This is a genomic window from Sphaerisporangium sp. NPDC049003 (assembly GCF_043197795.1).
In the GTDB taxonomy this organism is placed as follows: Bacteria; Actinomycetota; Actinomycetes; order Streptosporangiales; family Streptosporangiaceae; genus Sphaerisporangium.
Genome location: NZ_JBICTU010000002.1, coordinates 37,944 through 55,026 on the forward strand (window position 1 = coordinate 37,944; position 17,083 = coordinate 55,026).

16 protein-coding genes are annotated in these 17,083 nt (G+C 69.6%); 4 read left to right on the forward strand and 12 right to left on the reverse strand.

Annotation, left to right across the window (positions count from 1 at the left end):
- Nucleotides 1-3: 3 nt before the first annotated feature.
- A complete protein-coding gene (locus ACGFIV_RS02130; protein ID WP_358546356.1) occupies nucleotides 4-1,584 on the reverse strand; it encodes an alkaline phosphatase D family protein in 1,581 nt (526 codons plus the stop codon).
- Nucleotides 1,585-1,643: 59 nt separating this feature from the next.
- Entirely contained in the window at nucleotides 1,644-2,084 is a 441-nt protein-coding gene (locus ACGFIV_RS02135) for a MarR family transcriptional regulator (protein WP_358546354.1), read from the reverse strand.
- A gap of 160 nt (nucleotides 2,085-2,244) precedes the next feature.
- Here ACGFIV_RS02135 and ACGFIV_RS02140 point away from each other — a divergent pair, with 160 nt between their 5' ends.
- The 3 genes from ACGFIV_RS02140 to ACGFIV_RS02150 all read left to right on the forward strand — a co-directional run bounded on the left by ACGFIV_RS02140 (nucleotide 2,245) and on the right by ACGFIV_RS02150 (nucleotide 6,024).
- Nucleotides 2,245-3,339: a substrate-binding domain-containing protein gene (locus ACGFIV_RS02140; RefSeq protein ID WP_358546351.1), complete on the forward strand. Its 1,095-nt coding sequence runs from the start codon at nucleotides 2,245-2,247 to the stop codon at nucleotides 3,337-3,339.
- Nucleotides 3,340-3,586: 247 nt separating this feature from the next.
- Nucleotides 3,587-5,017 (forward strand): APC family permease, encoded by a 1,431-nt coding sequence (locus tag ACGFIV_RS02145; protein WP_358546348.1) that lies wholly within the window; start codon nucleotides 3,587-3,589, stop codon nucleotides 5,015-5,017.
- Entirely contained in the window at nucleotides 5,014-6,024 is a 1,011-nt protein-coding gene (locus tag ACGFIV_RS02150) for an acetamidase/formamidase family protein (RefSeq protein ID WP_358546345.1), read from the forward strand. The genes ACGFIV_RS02145 and ACGFIV_RS02150 overlap by 4 nt, the downstream gene beginning before the upstream one ends.
- Nucleotides 6,025-6,245: 221 nt before the next feature.
- Here ACGFIV_RS02150 and ACGFIV_RS02155 read toward each other — a convergent pair whose 3' ends face one another.
- The 8 genes from ACGFIV_RS02155 to ACGFIV_RS02190 form a co-directional block, all read right to left on the reverse strand.
- The gene (locus ACGFIV_RS02155) at nucleotides 6,246-7,178 is read right to left on the reverse strand and encodes a Gfo/Idh/MocA family oxidoreductase (RefSeq protein ID WP_358546342.1); all 933 of its coding nucleotides are present in this window, start codon (nucleotides 7,176-7,178) and stop codon (nucleotides 6,246-6,248) included.
- 94 nt (nucleotides 7,179-7,272) lie between these two features.
- Nucleotides 7,273-7,683 carry a hypothetical protein gene (locus tag ACGFIV_RS02160; protein ID WP_358546339.1) on the reverse strand — a complete coding sequence of 137 codons (411 nt, stop codon included), beginning with the start codon at nucleotides 7,681-7,683 and terminating at the stop codon, nucleotides 7,273-7,275.
- An 11-nt stretch (nucleotides 7,684-7,694) separates the two neighbouring features.
- Nucleotides 7,695-8,360: a DUF433 domain-containing protein gene (locus ACGFIV_RS02165; RefSeq protein ID WP_358546336.1), complete on the reverse strand. Its 666-nt coding sequence runs from the start codon at nucleotides 8,358-8,360 to the stop codon at nucleotides 7,695-7,697.
- Nucleotides 8,361-8,671: 311 nt separating this feature from the next.
- Nucleotides 8,672-9,304, reverse strand: coding sequence for an NAD-dependent epimerase/dehydratase family protein (locus ACGFIV_RS02170; protein WP_358546333.1), 633 nt, complete (start codon nucleotides 9,302-9,304; stop codon nucleotides 8,672-8,674).
- Between the two features lie 34 nt (nucleotides 9,305-9,338).
- A complete protein-coding gene (locus ACGFIV_RS02175) occupies nucleotides 9,339-9,683 on the reverse strand; it encodes a YrdB family protein (RefSeq protein WP_358546330.1) in 345 nt (114 codons plus the stop codon).
- A 124-nt stretch (nucleotides 9,684-9,807) separates the two neighbouring features.
- A complete protein-coding gene (locus tag ACGFIV_RS02180) occupies nucleotides 9,808-10,770 on the reverse strand; it encodes an alpha/beta hydrolase (RefSeq protein WP_358546327.1) in 963 nt (320 codons plus the stop codon).
- A gap of 116 nt (nucleotides 10,771-10,886) precedes the next feature.
- Nucleotides 10,887-11,567, reverse strand: coding sequence for an alpha/beta hydrolase (locus tag ACGFIV_RS02185; protein WP_358546324.1), 681 nt, complete (start codon nucleotides 11,565-11,567; stop codon nucleotides 10,887-10,889).
- Between the two features lie 125 nt (nucleotides 11,568-11,692).
- Nucleotides 11,693-13,924, reverse strand: a complete 2,232-nt coding sequence (locus ACGFIV_RS02190) for an ATP-binding protein (protein ID WP_392831191.1) — start codon at nucleotides 13,922-13,924, stop codon at nucleotides 11,693-11,695.
- A gap of 316 nt (nucleotides 13,925-14,240) precedes the next feature.
- Here ACGFIV_RS02190 and ACGFIV_RS02195 point away from each other — a divergent pair, with 316 nt between their 5' ends.
- Complete coding sequence (locus tag ACGFIV_RS02195) at nucleotides 14,241-14,963, forward strand: TetR/AcrR family transcriptional regulator (protein WP_358546319.1); 723 nt, start codon at nucleotides 14,241-14,243, stop codon at nucleotides 14,961-14,963.
- On the opposite strand, the gene ACGFIV_RS02200 is transcribed toward ACGFIV_RS02195, so the two are convergent.
- Both ACGFIV_RS02200 and ACGFIV_RS02205 read right to left on the reverse strand, forming a co-directional pair.
- A complete protein-coding gene (locus ACGFIV_RS02200; protein WP_358546316.1) occupies nucleotides 14,964-15,713 on the reverse strand; it encodes a PDZ domain-containing protein in 750 nt (249 codons plus the stop codon). It abuts the gene before it with no gap.
- A gap of 95 nt (nucleotides 15,714-15,808) precedes the next feature.
- Nucleotides 15,809-17,020 (reverse strand): ATP-binding protein, encoded by a 1,212-nt coding sequence (locus tag ACGFIV_RS02205; RefSeq protein ID WP_392831195.1) that lies wholly within the window; start codon nucleotides 17,018-17,020, stop codon nucleotides 15,809-15,811.
- Between the last annotated feature and the right edge of the window lie 63 nt (nucleotides 17,021-17,083).

Consider the following 17,083-nt stretch of genomic DNA (forward strand, 5'->3'; position numbering starts at 1 on the left):
GCCTCAGGGCGCGAGCCGTACCTTGGTCAGCTCCTCGAAGGTGGGGCGGGCGGTGTGCCAGCGCAGCTCCGCCGAGCGGCCGTCGAGGTCCAGGGCGGCGAGCGCGTTGGGGAACCACGGGCCGTTGGTGATCTTCCAGCGCAGGCGCCGCCGGGGCAACCGGACCGTACGGGTGAGGACGCCGCCGATGACGCTGGCCACCCCGAACGACCCGATCACGTTGGCGAGGCGCAGCGTGCGGCTCAGCGGGTTGCGGATCGGCGAGCAGACCGCCTGGTAGATTCGGGCGGATTCCAGGTCGGCGGACGCCGGGCCCGCCGCCGCCAGGTACGAGTAGTGCACGTCCCCCGAGAGCAGCACGATGGTGGCGGGCGCCCTTCCCCTGCGCCCCGCGGCCACGTCGGCGAGCACGCCGCCCAGTTCCTCGAACGACCGGCGGAACGCTCCCCAGTGTTCGAGGTCGAGCGCCTGGCGGATCTTCTCGCCCCAGGCCGTCGCCCTGCGGCCCCACGCCCCGCCCGCGACGGCCTCGTTCCAGCTCTCCACGTCGAAGATGCCGCTCGGGAGGAAGACCGGGACCGAGGATCCGATGAGCAGGTGGTCGAGGTCGCCGGTGGCGTGCTCGGTGAACCAGTTCCACTCCTCGTCGTCGAGCATGCGGCGACGACGGGGGTCGAGCTGCCGGGCGCACCGGGTGTCGAGCATGATCAGGCGGGTCCTGCCGATGTCGCGCGTGTAGCTCCACCGCGTCGAGGAGGGATCCTCGTCGGCCCTCTTCGCGAACGCGTCGAGGGCGGCGGCCCCGTCGCCCTCGCTCCGGTGGAGCTCCGCGTACATGGGGTCGGCCTTGCGCTCGGACGGCGAGAGGTTGCCGAGGTGCTGGTAGACCCAGTACGCGCCGAGCGCGGAGGTGATCCGGGCGGACCACCACGGCACCTCGGCCATCTTCTCCCGCCAGGCCACCGAGGTGTTCCAGTCGTCGCGAACGTCGTGGTCGTCGAAGATCATCGCGCTGGGCACGGTGGACAGGACCCAGCGGACCACCGGGTCGGTCCAGGCCTGCCGGTACAGCTCGGCGTACTCCTCGAAGTCGACGATCTCGTCAGGCCCGTCCTGCCTGCGGGCGTGGATGAAGTCGAGCATCTCCTGCGAAGGCTCGTCCGCGTACACCTGGTCGCCGAGGAAGAGCACCAGGCTGGGCAGGTCCTCCCCCTGCAGCAGGCGCTGACCGTACTCGCGGAGCACGTCGACGCCGTGGGTGGCCACGTGCGCCTCGTCGTGGGGGACGGTGGTCCGGCAGGAGCCGAAGACCACGCGGCTGAGCTCCTCCAGCGGGCAGATCCGGCTGTCGGGGAAGCCCTCGACCGGCCACACGCGCTCCCCGTCGAGCTCGACGGTGTACGCCCCGGTGGCCTCGATGTCGACGATCGCGTAGTGATGACCGTGCACGGTGAAGGTGCGGTCGGCCGCGTGCGTACCGTCGACCGCGACCGTGACCTCGCACGGCTCGCTCGTCTCGACCCATATGGACGCGCTCGTCTCGTCGACGTACCGCAGCATCGGCCCTACCAGCAAGTCGGGCACTTGACCTCCCCTTTGGAGCAGCGTTATGAACCATATGCGCAAACTCGCCCTGGTGGAGGTCAGCCTTCGAGGGACCTGACCAGCAGTTCGAGCTCGTGCATGAGCCGCTCGGTGCGCTCGGCGCCGTACGTCGCGAGGATCGCGCGGTGGTGCTCGGCGATGCCCGCCTCCAGGCGGCTCAGAAGGTCATTGCCCCGATTTGCGAGGAAAACCGCCACTCTGCGGCGATCTGCCGGATCATGGCCCCTGTAGACCACCGCCCGCTCCACGAGCCGGTCGACCGCCTTGGTCAGCGTGGGGTGCGGCATGAGCGCGGCCTCCGCGAGGTCGCCCATGGTGTGACCCCGGCCGTCGGCGAGCGCCTGGAGGATCCGCCACTGGTCGACGGTCACCTCCTCGGCGGCGAGCACCGAGGCCAGGTCCCGGTTGACGCTCCGCTCGGCGCGGCTCAGAAGGTACGCCAGCGAGGACCCGAGCCCCGTCGTCGTCGCCGATCGCACGGAGGTCTCCCGCCCTCCGCCGTCCCCGGCCGATTCCCGCCCCCCGCCGCTCCCGGCCGATCTCACGGACGATCGCCGCGCCCATCCGTCCTCATCGGACTCCGCCGTCACCATCGAGGCTCCCTTCGTCCGTGAGTGCGCAAGGAGGATACTCTTGCACGTGGCCGATCCCGTCACGGTGGTCATCGACCCCCTTGAAGCTCACCTGCTCAGGGCCGAAACGCTCCGCGTCGGCCTGGTGGTGCCCGTCTCCGGCGTGCTCGGCCTTCTCGGCCCGTGCGCGATCAACTGCGCCATGCTGGCCGCCTCCGAGGTCAACGCCACAGGAGGCGTGCTCGGCAGGCCGGTCGAGCTGGTCCTCGTCGACGGTGGCCGGAGCCCGGCCCAGGTCGCCCGCGAGGTCCACGGGCTGGTGCGCGCGGGAGCCGTGCAGGCGCTCGTCGGCACCCACGCCAGTGACGTGCGCGTCGCCATCGAACGCTCGCTGGGCGGCGCGGTCCCCTTCGTCTACACGCCGCCCTACGAGGGCCGCGCGCGCGACCCCGGGGTCTACTTCCTCGGCGAGCCGGCGTCCCGGCAGGTCGGCCCGGGTCTCGACTGGCTGATCGACCACCGGAGTGCCAAGCGCTGGTTCCTGCTGGGCAACGACTACGTCTGGCCGCGCCTGGTCCACGCCTCGGCGCGCCGGCACATCCGGGCGCGGTCCGCGACCGTCGTCGGCGAGCGGTTCGTCCCGTCCGGCACCGCCGCGATGGCCCCGCTGATCGAGGAGCTGGCCGCCGTACGGCCCGACGCGGTGCTGCTCAACCTCATCGGCAGCGACCTGGTCACGTTCAACCGGGCCTTCACGGCGAGCGGGCTCGGATGCGCGCGGCTGTGCGGGGCGCTGGAGGAGCACGGCCTGCTGGCCATCGGTGGCGACTCCACCGGCGAGCTGTACGCCGCCATGGGCTACTTCGGGAGCATCGCCACCGACGCCAACCTCAGCCTGGCCGAGCGCTACGCCAGGCGGTTCGGCCCGTCCGCCCCGCTGCTGAACGGGCACGGCCACGGCTGCTACGAGGGCGTGCTCATGCTCGCGGCGCTGGCGGGCCGCGCCGGCAGCCTCGCCGTCCCCGCGATCGAGGCGGTCGCCGACGGCACCACGATCACCAGCGGCCGGGGCCGCCTCACCCTCACCGACCGCCACGTGCGGCAGCGGGTCTACGTGGGACGGGCCGACGGGCTCGACTTCCAGATGGTGACCTCCGCCTAGGCCGGGCCGTACGGCGTGACCATCACCGGCCCGTACGGTCTGACCGGCTTGGGCGGTGTGACCGTGCCCGGCCCGCGCGGTGTGCCCGGCAGGTGCGGTGTGACCGGCAGGTGCGGTGTGACCGGCGGGTGCGGTGTGACCGGCGGGTGCGGTGTGACCGGCGCGTAAAACTTTCAATGGAAATCTTTTCGTTTTCAAGGAATACCCCTATCGTACGGCTCTGCCCCCGCGTTTGAAGGAGCCGTCCATGTCTTCTCCCTCCGATATCTCGCCATCGTCCGCGTCCCCGCCGGGCGCCGGTCCCGGCGTGGAGCGCTTCGGCTACAAGCAGGAGTTGCAGCGGTCGTTGAGCTTCACCGACCTGCTGATCTACGGCCTGATCTTCATGGTGCCGATCGCGCCTTTCGGCATCTTCGGCGGCGTCTTCCAGGCCTCGGGCGGCATGGTGGCGCTGGCCTACGTCATCGGCATGGTCGCGATGGCGTTCACGGCGCTGTCGTACTCCCAGATGGCGCGGGCCTTCCCGATGGCCGGCTCGGTCTACACCTACGCGGGACGCGGGATCTCCGCCCCCGTGGGCTTCCTCGCGGGCTGGGTGATCCTGCTCGACTACGTGCTCGTGCCCGCCCTGCTGTACCTCGTGGCGAGCGCGGCCATGGCGTCGTTCGTCCCGGCCGTGCCGATCTGGGGCTGGCTGATCGGCTTCATCGTGCTCAACACCGTGGTCAACTACCTCGGCATCGAGATGACCGCGCGCATGAACAAGATCATGCTGGTGGCCGAGCTGATCGTGCTGGCCGTCTTCCTGGTCATCGGGCTCGTCGCCCTCGCGCAGGGCAAGGGGCACGGCAACGCGCTCAGCCCGCTGTTCGACTCCTCGACGTTCTCCTGGCCGCTGGTGTTCGGGGCCGTGTCGGTGGCGGTGCTGTCGTTCCTCGGCTTCGACGGCATCTCGATGCTGGCCGAGGAGAGCCGCGAGGACACCCGGAAGCTCGGCCGGTCGATGATCTACGCGCTCGCGCTGGCGGGCGTGCTGTTCGTCGTGCAGACCTGGGTCGCCGCGCTGCTCGCGCCCAACCGCGAGGAGCTCCTCACCAAGGGCGACCCGGCGGGCACGGCCTTCTACGACACGGCCGCGTACGCGGGCGGCCACTGGCTGAGCGTGCTCACCGCCGTCGCCACCGCCGTGGCCTGGGGCTTCGCCAACTCCCTCGTCGCCCAGGCTGCTACCTCGCGCCTGCTGTTCGCGATGGCCCGCGACCGCCAGCTCCCGAGCTTCCTCGGCAAGGTCCACCCGAAGCACAAGGTGCCGGTCAACGCCACCTTCCTGGTCGCCGTGGTGTCCCTGGCCCTCGGGCTGTACATGAGCTCGCGCGACGACGGCATCACGCTGCTGGGCACGCTGGTGAACTTCGGCGCGATGACGGCGTTCCTCGCCCTGCACGTGTCCGTGGTCGTGCACTACGTCGTGCGCAAGGGCAGCCGCGACTGGTGGCGGCACCTCGTCGCCCCGGCCATCGGCTTCCTGATCCTGCTCTACGTCGTCATCAACGCCAAGGTCGCCGCCCAGGTGCTCGGCTTCGTCTGGCTCGCGATCGGCGTCCTCGTCCTCGCCGGCAGCTACATGATGGGCCGGCGTCCCACCCTGTCCGCGATCAACACGGAGGTCTCCGAGTGAACGTCGTCTCCTACCAGCCCAGCGCCGAGGAACTGTCCTACACGTTCGGCGGCCGTCCCGCCGTGGGCAGGATCAAGCCGGGCACGGTCGTGGAGCTCTTCACCGAAGACTGCTTCGGCGGACGGGTGCGCGGCTTCGAAGACCTCCCCTCGAAGGTGTGCGAGTTCCCGTACCTGAACCCGGTCACCGGGCCCTTCCACGTCGAGGGGGCCGAGCCGGGCGACACGCTCGCGCTGCACTTCGTCTCCATCGAACCGGCACGCGACTGGGCGGTCTCCACGACGTTCCCGCACTTCGGTGCGCTGACCGCCACCCACACCACGGCGATGCTGCACCCGCCCCTCGAAGAGGTCGTGTGGCTGTACGAGGTCGACGTGGACAAGCGGGTCGTGCGTTACCGGGCCAGGCGCGGCGACTTCAGCGTCGAGATGCCGCTCGACCCGATGCACGGCACCGTGGGCGTCGCCCCTGCCGCTTCCGAGGCGAGGATGACGATCACGCCGGACGCCCACGGCGGCAACATGGACACCCCCGAGCTGCGGGCCGGGGTCACGGTCTATCTGGGCGTCAACGTCGAGGGCGGGCTGTTCTCCATCGGTGACGGGCACTGCCGCCAGGGGCACGGCGAGGTCTGCGGCACGGCGGTGGAGGCGGCGATGAACACCGTCGTCGCCGTCGAGCTGATCAAGGGCGTCGCCACTCCGTGGCCGCGCCTGGAGGACGACGGGCACCTGATGTCGACGGGTTCGGCGCGCCCGCTGGAGGACGCCTACCGGATCAGCCAGCACGACCTCGTCACCTGGACGGCGTCGCTGACCGGGCTCGACGAGCTGGACGCCTACCAGTTGATCAGCCAGGGCGCCGAGGCTCCCGTGGGCAACGTGTGCGACACCAACTACACGATGGTCGCCAAGCTCCCGAAGGCGTACCTCGGCGGCCCGGAGGTCTACGAGTCCGCCCACACCCGCCTCCGCGCCCTCGGCGCCCAGTACCTCTCCTCCCGTTGATCTCGCGCGACCGATCATGAGACGAGTGGCCTCTCCTCCCGCCTGTGGCCGGGCCCGTAATCCTGAACGGGCCGACGGCCGCGGCAGCGCACTGAACCGGTAACCGGCCGGCGCGCGACATGCCCCTCCCCGTCCCATGGCACACCCCTCCCCCGCGTGCCGGACGGGTGAGGGGTGTGTCTTTCACCGCCGAAAGCCCCTGCGCCCTCCGAGAGGATCGCCTAGCAGGAGCCCTTCGCGCCGAGGGCCTGGGCGACGATGTCCTCGCACACGGCGTGGGTGGCGAGGGCGTCCTCGGCCGAGATGACGCGGCCGTCCCGCACCGAGGAGAGGAACTCGTGGCAGAGCCGCTCGATGCCGCGCTGCCGGGCGACCGGGGTCCAGTCACCGCGCCGGGTCACCGTCTCCCCGCCGGAGTGGTCGGCCACGTCGCCGAGGTTGACGACCCTGCGCTTGCCGCCACCGCCGATCACCTCGCAGGTCTCCTCGCTCGCCCCGCTGACCCTGCTCATGATCCCGATCGCCGTGAACGAGGAACCCCCACCAGAGGGCGGTCCGGAGAGGTGAAGGACCACGTGTTCCAGAAGCCCGTCACGGAGCCGCAGGTCTACCGACATTTCCGAAATATCGCCCGGCGCGAGAAATCGCAGCGTATCCACCACGTGGATGAAGTCGTCGAAGACCACCCGGCGTGGGTCGTCCGGCTGCCCTGCCCGGTTCTTCTGCATGATGATCAGATCACGCGGAAGCTCCCGCAGCCCCGCGTACCCAGGGGCGTACCTCCTGTTGAACCCCACCATGAGCGACCGCCCGCGCTCGCTCGCCAGCCGTACGAGCTTCTCGGCGTCGGCCAGGTCATAGGCGATCGGCTTGTCGACGTACACGTGCGCACCGGCCAGCAGGAGCGACTCCACGATCTCCACATGCGCCCGGGTCGCCGCGTGCACGAACGCCGCGTCGATCCCGGCGTCGATCACCTGCTCGACCGAGGTGTGCCTGGCCGGGACGCGATAGGCCTCCCCCAGGCGGTCGAGCGTCGCCCTGTTCCGCGTGCAGAGCAGCAGATCGATCCCTGGAGTCGCCCCCAGAACCGGCAGATAGGCCTTCTCAGCGATGTCCCCGAGCCCGATCATCGCCACGCGCGTGGTCTCCATCCCGAGAGACTACGGCCGCCACCGCCACCACCGTGCCCGGCGGTCACGAAACCCTGGGTCGACCGGCTGAGCAAGCCACCAGAGGATTCGCATGTCACGTCTTGGAGCGCCGGACGCCCTTCTCCTTGGCTGCCGGCGCGACGTACGGCTCGGTCCCGCGCGACGTCAGCCGCCATACGCCCGAGCGGAACTGACTGGCTTCACTGCACATCGCGGACAGATTGTGCGCGATCAATGTCGTGCGCTCCTCGACCTTCGACTCCCCCGGCAGAAGGAACACCACGACTTTGGCCTTGAGGTAGGCCTGATGCTCATGCGGGCGTTGGAAGATGTGGATGTCCGACGCGATCACTACCCAGCCGTGCTGCCCGACCATCGGGAGCCATTGATCATCAGGCGCACCGAGTGCCTTGTCTCGCGATCCGAACAACTCGGCCGGCGTATGGACCTGATAACCCCAGGCCTGACAGCAGTTTGCGCACGCTGCGGCTGACGCTGTTCTCATCGAGATAGAACTCAGGCGGCGTGGCCCAGGAGGATGCGGGTGGCGGTTCTGACGTCGTCGAGCGTGACTCCGAGCTCATCGACGATCACCTCGGGCGCCTCGCCTGCCTTCATCATGGCGGCGACCTCTGCTACCCGCGTGCGTGTACCGGCGAAGATAGGTTGCCCGAACGCCCGAAGCGGGTCGACCACCACATTCGAGGGAAGGCAGCTTCGCAGGCGCAGACTCCCGGGAAAGCCGTCCTCGGCACGCATGACGTAGTCGAGGTAGTCGGTCACTATCTCGCGGATCACATGCTGACCGGTTCTGGCCTCGATGAGCCCCGCACCGGCTTTGGTGCGTGAGAAGTCCCAGAGAACGTCGATGCCGTCCGTCGCCAACTCGGGAGCAAGGAGGGCGTACTCGTGCCCGAATTCCTTCTGCAGCCGTTGAAGCGCCGGCCGAATCTTGTGCGGCTTCACTCCCGCCCGCTTCAGTGCGTCCAGGACGTACGCCTCGGCCATGGCCACGAACGGCACGGTCGCCTCCCGCGACCCGGCAAAGGGAAGGACATGCAGAAGCGGACTTCCCCGTTCGTAACCCCGCGCCCAGCGGTTGAAGGTCTGCTGCCGGATATCGAGGAAGCGTGCGGCATCGCTCTGATTCAGCAGACCAGCCTGGGTCCTGATGTCGTCCATGTCGCGTTCCTCCTCCCCTTGCCGTGCCCGTCATCATCATCGCCGATCGACCATTCACCGGATAGGGCGCCCCGCCGCAGATGCACCGGCGTGCGCCCTTTCATCGATCACGTTCCGAGTCTCCGTGCGCGACACTCTGATGTCACCGCAGAGGACCCGATCCACTTTCGCTTACACAGCGTAGGGTCCTGGCTACGAGATCGCACGGTGAACGAGGTCATCGGCGGTCGGGTTGATGAGCGGTGAGACGGCGCCAGCGGTGGCGAAATCGCGGGTGGGATGGGGCGTACGCCGGCTGGGAGGCGTGGTGATCATTTGGTGGGGGTGGCGGTGCGCAGCCAGGCGATGGTGTGCGGAAGATACGTCAGGCTGTGCGGCTGGTCGGGGTCCGCGGGAATCCACGCCGTCTTCCCGGCCAGGAGCGGCGCGACGAAGCGGTCACCGAACATCGACTGGTCGGACATCCCCGGCCCGAAGAAGTCGGATCCGCGTACCTCGGTGATCCGTACCCGCCCCGCCTGGTGGGCGGCGAGCGCGTCGGCCCACATCTTCGCCCTCACCCGCCCCTTCGTCCCGGGCGCGGCCAGGGGCAGATCCTCGGTCATCGGGCTGTCGACCGGCCCGTACACGTAGAGGTTGCCGAGGGTGACCAGCACGGCCCCGCTCCGCTCCGCCGCCGTCAGCAGCGCCGTCGCCATCGGGGGCCAGTCCTGCGCCCAGCGGTGGTACCGCGGGTTCGCGCAGTTGTAGAGGGCGTCGGCGCCCTTCGCGAGGTCGGTGAGCCGGCTCGCGTCCCCGGCGTCGGCCGCCACCCGGGTGACCCCCGCCACGGCCGGACCGGATCCGGACCTGGTGACGACGACGACCTCGTGACCGCCCGCCGCGAGCGACTCCGCGAGCTGCGAGCCGACCTGCCCGGCGCCGACGATGACGTGCTTGCCCATGATTCGACCTTCCTATCTGTTCGGGGGGTCGTGCTCAGACCTGGTTCCAGACGATCCGCAGGATCGCGTTCACGACGAAGAGGGCGGCGAACACCACTGACGTGGTGATGAGGCCGGCGCCAGCGGCGGCGGCGATGCCACCGCCGAACCAGACGATCTCCAGGGCGGCGCGGGCCAGACCGTGCACCGGGAGGCTCGCCTTCGGCGACCCGAAGACGCCCCATACGACCGCGAACACGACAGGACCGCCGACTCCCAAGAGGATCTTCAGCCACCACTCGGAGCCGAACGTGAAACCCCAGTAGCAGACGGCCCCGTAGACGCTCAGCTCCAGGAAGAACATCAGGGCGGCGTTGGCGCCCTTGGACATGGCCGACATCTTCGCGCTCCCGCTTGTGAGGTTTACATCGCTCCGCTTCGAGAGCAATGCTCTCTCAAGAGAGCACGTGTAGTCAAGAGCACTGCTCTCGAATTAACCCAACGCTCTCCTCACGAGCGATGGATCATCGAGTCCGCTGGATCCAGGGCCGAGCAGCCGAACGACCAGAAGTCGCCGCAGATGGAGCCGGCGTGCGGGAATCCACCGGCCGGCCGGCACCGAGGACGAAATCGACGATCGCCGAGGTGAAAGCCCCGGGTTCTTCGAGATGCCCCAGATGGCCACTGTCCTTCAGCAGGACGAACCGAGAGCGCGCGATGCCCTCGTGCAGCAGCCGTCCCCAAACGGGTCCGCAGACGAAGTCGTGGCCCCCGCTGATGACCAAGGTGGGCGCGGTGATGTCGCGGAGCCGGTCGCGGCTGTCGAAGGGGTCCTCCCCGGCGCGCATCGGGTCGACCCACGCGCGCACGGTGGCCCGGATGGGGGCCAGGTCGGACTCGTGGGCCCAGTAGTCGGCGAAGTAGGCAGGCAGGACGGCACGCAGACCCTGGGTGCAGGATTCGTTGTCGGTGGCGGCCAAGGTCTTCCGGAAAGCCTCCGGGATACCGGCCGCCTCAGGCTGGCCGGGGTGACGCTCCGGGAGGAGGTCGAGGTTGCTGAGCGCCTGGTTCCAGAACTCCTCCCCCGTGCGTGGCGAGGTGTCGTACAAGATCAGGCCCGCCAGGACGGTGGGGTGGGTGAACGCGTAGCGCTGCGCCACGAGTCCGCCGTGGGAGTGGCCGAGCAGGAACGGTCTCGGCGCGCCCAGATGCTCCACGACGCCGTGCAGGAAATGGGCGTAGGTGTCGATGCGGTAGTCCTGCGGCCGGGACAGGTGTCCCGATCCGCCGGTTCCGATCGGCTCCAGGTAGACCAGCGTCAGATGCTGCTCCAGTTCCGGCATCCGCAGGTACTCCCAGCCGATCCCGGGCCCGCCGGAATGGACGAGGCAGAGCGGGCCGGAGCCCGCCACGTGGAAGCGCTGAAGGACGCCCTGAACGCTCATGGTGTGTGTACCGGGCAGCAACGGGTCGGAGGCGGGGCTCACATGGGCTCCTGACATGGACAGTGCTGCCCCGGGATTCCCGGGGCAGCACTCAGGGGGTCGCGCCTGGGCTGAAGCGGCGGCGCGGGTTGTCGACGAGCGTCACGTCGATTCGGCGGTCAGGCGGCGGCCTGGCGGATGAGGTCGGCGACCACGGCGGGCTGGGAGACGTAGACGGCATGGCTGCCGACGGCTTCGACGACCGACGCTCCGGCGCGCTCGGCCATGGCGCGCTGAGCCGGCGGCGGGATCATGCGGTCGTCGATGGCCACGAGGTACCAGCTCGGCTTGTGCCGCCAGGCCGGCTCGGTGACCGCTCCGCCGAGGGCGTCCACACCCCAGGGAACCTGAGCGTCGGCCATGAACGCGGCCGTCCGCGCGGGCAGGTCGGCGGCGAACGCGCCGTGGAACTTGTCACGGTCGAGGTAGAGGAAGCCGTCGCGCGGGGGCAGGATCGGCGGAACCGGCGCCCCGGGCGGCGGGTCGGCGATGAGCGTGGAGACCGATTCGCCCTTGTCGGGCGCGAACGCCGCGATGTACGCCAGCGCCGCCACGTTGGGGTGGGTGCCGGCTTCGCTGATGACGACCCCGCCGTAGGAGTGGCCGACGAGCACGGCCGGGCCGTCCAGCGCGTCCAGGACCTGGCGGGTCGCGGCGACGTCACCGTCGAGCGACAGGGTCGGGTTCTGGACGATCCGGATCTGGAAGCCGTCGGTGGCGAGGTCGTCGTAGACGCCCTGCCACCCGGACCCGTCCACGAAGCCGCCGTGCACGAGCACGATGTTCGTGATGGTTGTCATGGTCGCTCCTGCGCTGGCCGAACAGGCCCGATGCCTGTTCAATGTGCTTCATTCAAGTCGCGTGGACGATCGCGGACCACGCAGAACAGCACGCAGAAATCCCGAGACGACCGGCTCTGGGCGGCTCAGCGAAGAGCGTCCGCCAGGTCGCGGCAGCGCCCGGCCGGCCCCGCGTCACCGATCGCCTCGAACGCCTCGGCCGCACGCGCGTAGGCTTGGCTGCTCTCCTCGGTCCGGCCGTCCTCAGCGAGGACGGCCGCGAGTGTCTCCAGGGCGCGCGCCTGTGAACCGAACATCTGGAACGGCTCCATGAGAGCGATCGCCTCGGTCAGCGTGGTGATCGCTTCGGCCCTGCGGCCGAGCCGCCCGAGACATTGGCCGACGCGGGCCAGCACCTGAGGCCGGGTGAGCGACACGATGTCCGGTGACATCCCCGAGTCCTCGTCGTCCAGCAGGGCGCGCACCATGAGGAGATGCTCCAGCGCCGCCTCATGGCGTCCGTCGCTGACCAGGCAGTCGCCGAGATTGCTCAGGCTCTGGCAGTAGGCGTCGATGTCGGCGTCGGCCTTGAACATCTCCGAGGCCTTCGTCAGGGAGTCGAAGGCCTCGCCGGTCCGTCCAAGGTGCAGCAGCGCCGTTCCCGCGTACTGGTGCGCCCAGGCGATCTGTGCTGTGGCACCGCTGCGGATGGCGAGGTCCAGCGCCTCGGCCGCGTATCGCATCGTGGCTTCCAGGTCGACGGGCGGCACCAGGTGCACCCAGGCCAGATAGTTGAGCTGCGTGGCGTGCTGCGGCGTGTCGCCGAGTGCGGCGGCGGCCTCGGCGCCGAGCGTGAAGACCTCCCGCCAATGCGGCCCGTGAATCCATCGGTCGGAGAACCAGTGCATCGACTCGGCGCAGTCCAGGACGTCCAGGTGCCGGGCCGCCCCTGACGCGTACCGCAGCGCGCCCAGCCAGTTGTCCGCATTGACGCGCAGCCAGTGCTCGGCCTCCTCGGCGGAGGCGAAATCCTCCAGATCGGCATCTGACCGGCCGGGACGGTCAGGCTGGGGGCCGAACCACCGCCCCGCCATGGTGGCCATCCGCAGCAGCCACGACGTCATCGTCTCGGCGAGCGCGTCGCGCCCGGCCCCGGTCTCCTCCGCGTGCAGCCGATCGCGGGCGAACAGCCGGACCAGGTCGTGGAAGCGGTAACGGCCCGACGCGCCGTCCTCCAGCAGGCCGAGGTCGACGAGCTCGTCGAGGGCGTCCCAGGCATCCTCGACCGAGACGCCGCCGAGCACCGCGGCGAGGGCGGCGTCGAAGTCCCGGCCGGGCACCAGGGCCAGCCGGCGGAAGACCCGCCGCGCGGGCACCGCGAGTTGCTCGTAGGACATCCCGAACGCGGTCGCGATCTTGAGGTCACCGGCTCTGAGCTGGTCGAGGCGCCGCTCCTCATCCGCCAGCCGGCCGACGAAGTCGGCGGCATGCCAGCCAGGCCGGCTGACCAACCGGTTCCCGACGATCCGCAGGGCCAGCGGCAGGCCGCCACACAGCTGAGCAAGCTCGCTGATCGCCGCTCCGCCGTCCGAGTAACCACGCTTGCCCAAGATCCCCGTCAGCAACTCGGCCGCTTCCACCGGCGGCAACGGGCCGAGACTCAGCCTGTGGACACCCTCCAGACCGGCCAGCAGCCGCCGGCTCGTCGCGAACGCTCTGCTTCGGCCGCTGCCTGGAAGGACCGGGCGTATCTGCTCCTCCGACCCGGCGTTGTCGAGCACGACCAGGGCGCGCCGCTCCCGCAGCAGCGACCGGTATAACGAGGCGCGCTCCAGGGGGTCGTGGGGCATGTGCCGATCGGCGGTGCCGAGCGCACGGAGTAGTTGCGTCAGGGCGTCGTACGCGGAGACAGGCCGGGGAGACATGCCGAACAGGTCGACGAAGAACACTCCGTCCGGAAAGTTCGGCCGCAGGACATGGGCGGCGCGGACGGCGAACGTGGTCTTGCCCAGACCGGCAGAGCCGGTGATGAGGGCGACGCCGGCGGCACCCGGCGTGTCGCCGGCGCGCACGAAGTCCTCCACCCAGGCGAGCTCCCCGGCACGGCCGGTGAAGTCGTCAACCGTCCGAGGCGGCTCACACAGGCCGGTCGGACGCGTCCAGTGATCCCTTAGCCGGCCCTCTCGGGCCAGATCGATGAGCTGCGTACGGTCGTCCTCCCCGAGCGAGAGCGCCTGCGCCAGAGCGGTGGCGGTCCGGTGCTGGGGTCCTGTGCTGCGTCCGCGCTCCATGTCCGACAGGGTCCGGGCACTGACCCCCGATGCCTCGGCGAGCTGTTCCAGTGTGAGACGTGCCGCGTGCCGATGGTGGCGCAGCAAATCCGCGAAGCTGGGCGGGGTGGAAATGGGGCGCTCCTTCTCGTCACCTGCGGGAGACGGCTCCGAGCTTACGGGCCAGGGTCGCCGGGCCCAAGGGCCGAGAAGATCGTGCGCCGGAGCTGGTGATCGTCAGGGCAGATCCCGCACCGACCCGCCAGGACCCTCAACCATCCGCCGTGACTGAACCGTCGACAAGCCGGTCTCTCTGGCGGAAGGATCCGGACCGATCCTTCCGGTGGGTCCAGGTACGGCCGGACCGCTCCGTCTCGGGATCGTCGCTCTCGTTTCATGTCAGTGCTCTGGTAGCGTGGGGAGGATGAACGCCAGCCGTACCGCGCGCGAACGTGTCCGTGCCGAGCTGATCAGTGAGATCAAGGATGTGGCGCGGCGCCAGCTGGCCGTCGAGGGGGCGGCGGGGCTGTCCCTGCGGGCCGTCGCCCGGGAGCTGGGCATGGTGTCGTCGGCCATCTACCGCTACTTCCCGAGCCGCGACGAGTTGCTCACCGCGCTCATCATCGAGGCGTTCGACGCGGTCGGCACCGCCGTCGAGCAGGCCGACGCGGCGTGCCCCCGCGACCGTCACCTCGACCGCTGGATGGCCGCCTGCCGGGCCGTACGCACCTGGGCGCTCGCCCATCCGCACGAGTACGCGCTGATCCACGGCTCGCCGGTGCCCGGCTACGTCGCGCCCCAGGACACCGCCGCGCCGGCCGCCCGGGACGGGATCGTCATGGGGGCCATCCTGCGCGACGCCCACGTGGCGGGCGAGTTGTCGCCGATGGCCGGGCTCCCGCCCGCCCCCGCCTCCTTCGCGCCCGACGCCGCGCGGTTGCGCGAGGCCCTGTTCGTCGACCTCCCCGACGACCTCATCCTGCGTGCGCTGGAGTCCTGGACCTACATCTACGGCGTGGTCAGCTTCGAGCTGTTCGGCATGTACAAGGGCGTCATCGAGGAGGACCGCGACGCGACGTTCGACCACACGGCCCTGGTCCAGGCCCGGCTGCTGGGCCTGGACCGCGGCGCCTCCTCCGGCGGGTGACTAGCCCTCCTGGTCCAGCGTGACCTGGAGGTTCACCACGGCACCCCTCCGGATGACGGTGACGGGAAACGTCGCCCGGGCGCGCTTGCCCCTCAGCGCGTGGTCCAGCTCGGTGATCGTCGGCGTCCGCACCCCGTCGAAGGACGTGATGACGTCCTCCGCCTGGAGGCCTGAGGCCTCCGTCGCGCTGCCGTGGTCGAGGAAGACCACCCTGACCCCGGTGCCGCCGCTGTTCCTGAGATACGCCGACAAGGCGCCCTGCGTGCCGGGCTTGATGATGACCGTCAGCGGCTGGACGGCCCCGTCCAGGGTGAAGGTGCCGCTGAACCGGCCACCGGCCAGCGGGGCGTCACCGTCCGCCGCGATCTGCACGTCCAGGGGACGGACGAAGGTCCAGGTGCCGGCGCGAAGCTGGGCGGTGGCCGATCTGCGGTCGGGCGCGATCGTGTCCGGGCAGACCGCCCCCGGGCAACGCAGGTTCAGGCCGACGATACGGGTGTGCGCGGGGGCCTGGATGGTGAGGTAGCCGGGCCGTCGCCGGGTCTGGCCGTCCGGCGGATAGGAGACGGGCTTGGCCGGGCCCGGCGCGTCCAGGTCGGGGACGTTCCGCTGGGGCGGCAGCGACCGGACCGGGCCCGCGAGGCTCCGCCGGGAGGCGGGAGCCGCCGCGTCGGCGGAGGTGGCGCCTGCCACGAGCAGACCCGCGCCCAGGACGACCGCGGCGCACGACTTCACACTCTTATGGATCATGCCTTCTCCTCCTGATAAAAACGATCAAGAAGGAGTGTGACACCACGAACACGGAGAGTCACGAATCGGGGCCGGGTCCGACCGGATGGGCATGCTCAGAGCCCTTCCCAGAGGGCGCTCACCGGCATGGCGCGCATCCGATCGCCAAAGGGGAGGGTCTGCGTGCCCGTGTAAAGAACGACTCCGACGATGAAGTCATCACCAAGGCGATCGGCCAGGTGTCGCAGCCCCCTGAAGTCGTCGGACCGAACGGTCGATGATGCTTTGATCTCGATGCCGATCACTTGGCCCTGGCGGTTCTCCAGGACGGCATCCACCTCGACCTGGTCCTTGGTGCGATAGTGGAACAACTCGGCGCGCTGCTCGGACCAGGTCAGCTGGCGGGCCAGTTCCATGAGGACGAACCCTTCAAGGAGGGGGCCGAACAGACCCTCTGGTCGCACCAAGCTCCTGGAGTCGGCGCCAAGAAGGTTCGCGGCCACCCCCGAATCCACGAACGCGACCTTCGGTGTACTGATCGCACGGCTGCTGATGTTGCGTGACCACGCGGGGATGCGCTTGGTCAGGAACACCTCGTCGAGCAGCGCCAGATAACGATGGACAGTCGTCGCGGACAGCCCGGCGGCGGTGCTCATCGCGTTGGCGACCAGAAGCTGACCCGACCGCGCGGCCAGCAGCCGCACGAGGGCACGCATCTGCGGTCCTCGTTCGATCTCCGCCAACTGGCTCACGTCTCGTGCGATGAGGTCGGACACGTACGAGTCGAAGAACCGCTCTCGCCGCCGAGGATTCGATCGAGCGACAGCCTCGGGAAAACCCCCTCTGACTATCCGCTCCGCGTACTCGTTGCGCGTGACCGCCGACGTGTGGCTGAGACGCTCACCCTCGGCGAAGAGGGCGTCCACGAAGCCGTCGGCGGTGCCCTCGATCTCGCCCTGAGAGAAGGGCCAGAGCTCGATGGTCTCCATCCGGCCGGGCAGTAGATCCGGAAGCGCCCTTAGGCCCAGCACTCGCGCTGATCCGGTCAGCAGATAACGACCTGGCCGCGGGTGGGTGTCCACCTGCTCTTTGATGGCCAGTAACAGATCGGGCACCCGCTGGATCTCGTCGATCACCATGAGTTCCGGGAAGGCGACGAAACCGGCCGGATCAGTGAGGGCGGCCTGCCGAACCACAGGCGTGTCGAGATTGCGCCACTCGGCCGCACGGTCCTTGGCCAGAAGCCGGACCAATGTGCTCTTGCCACACTGGCGCACACCATTGACGAGCACGACGCGGGTATCGGCCAGGGCCTCCCCGACAGCCACACTCGCGTGCCGAGGAACAACCCTGCCGAGAGGGGTCTGCGAAGGGATGACCACCAGGTCAGC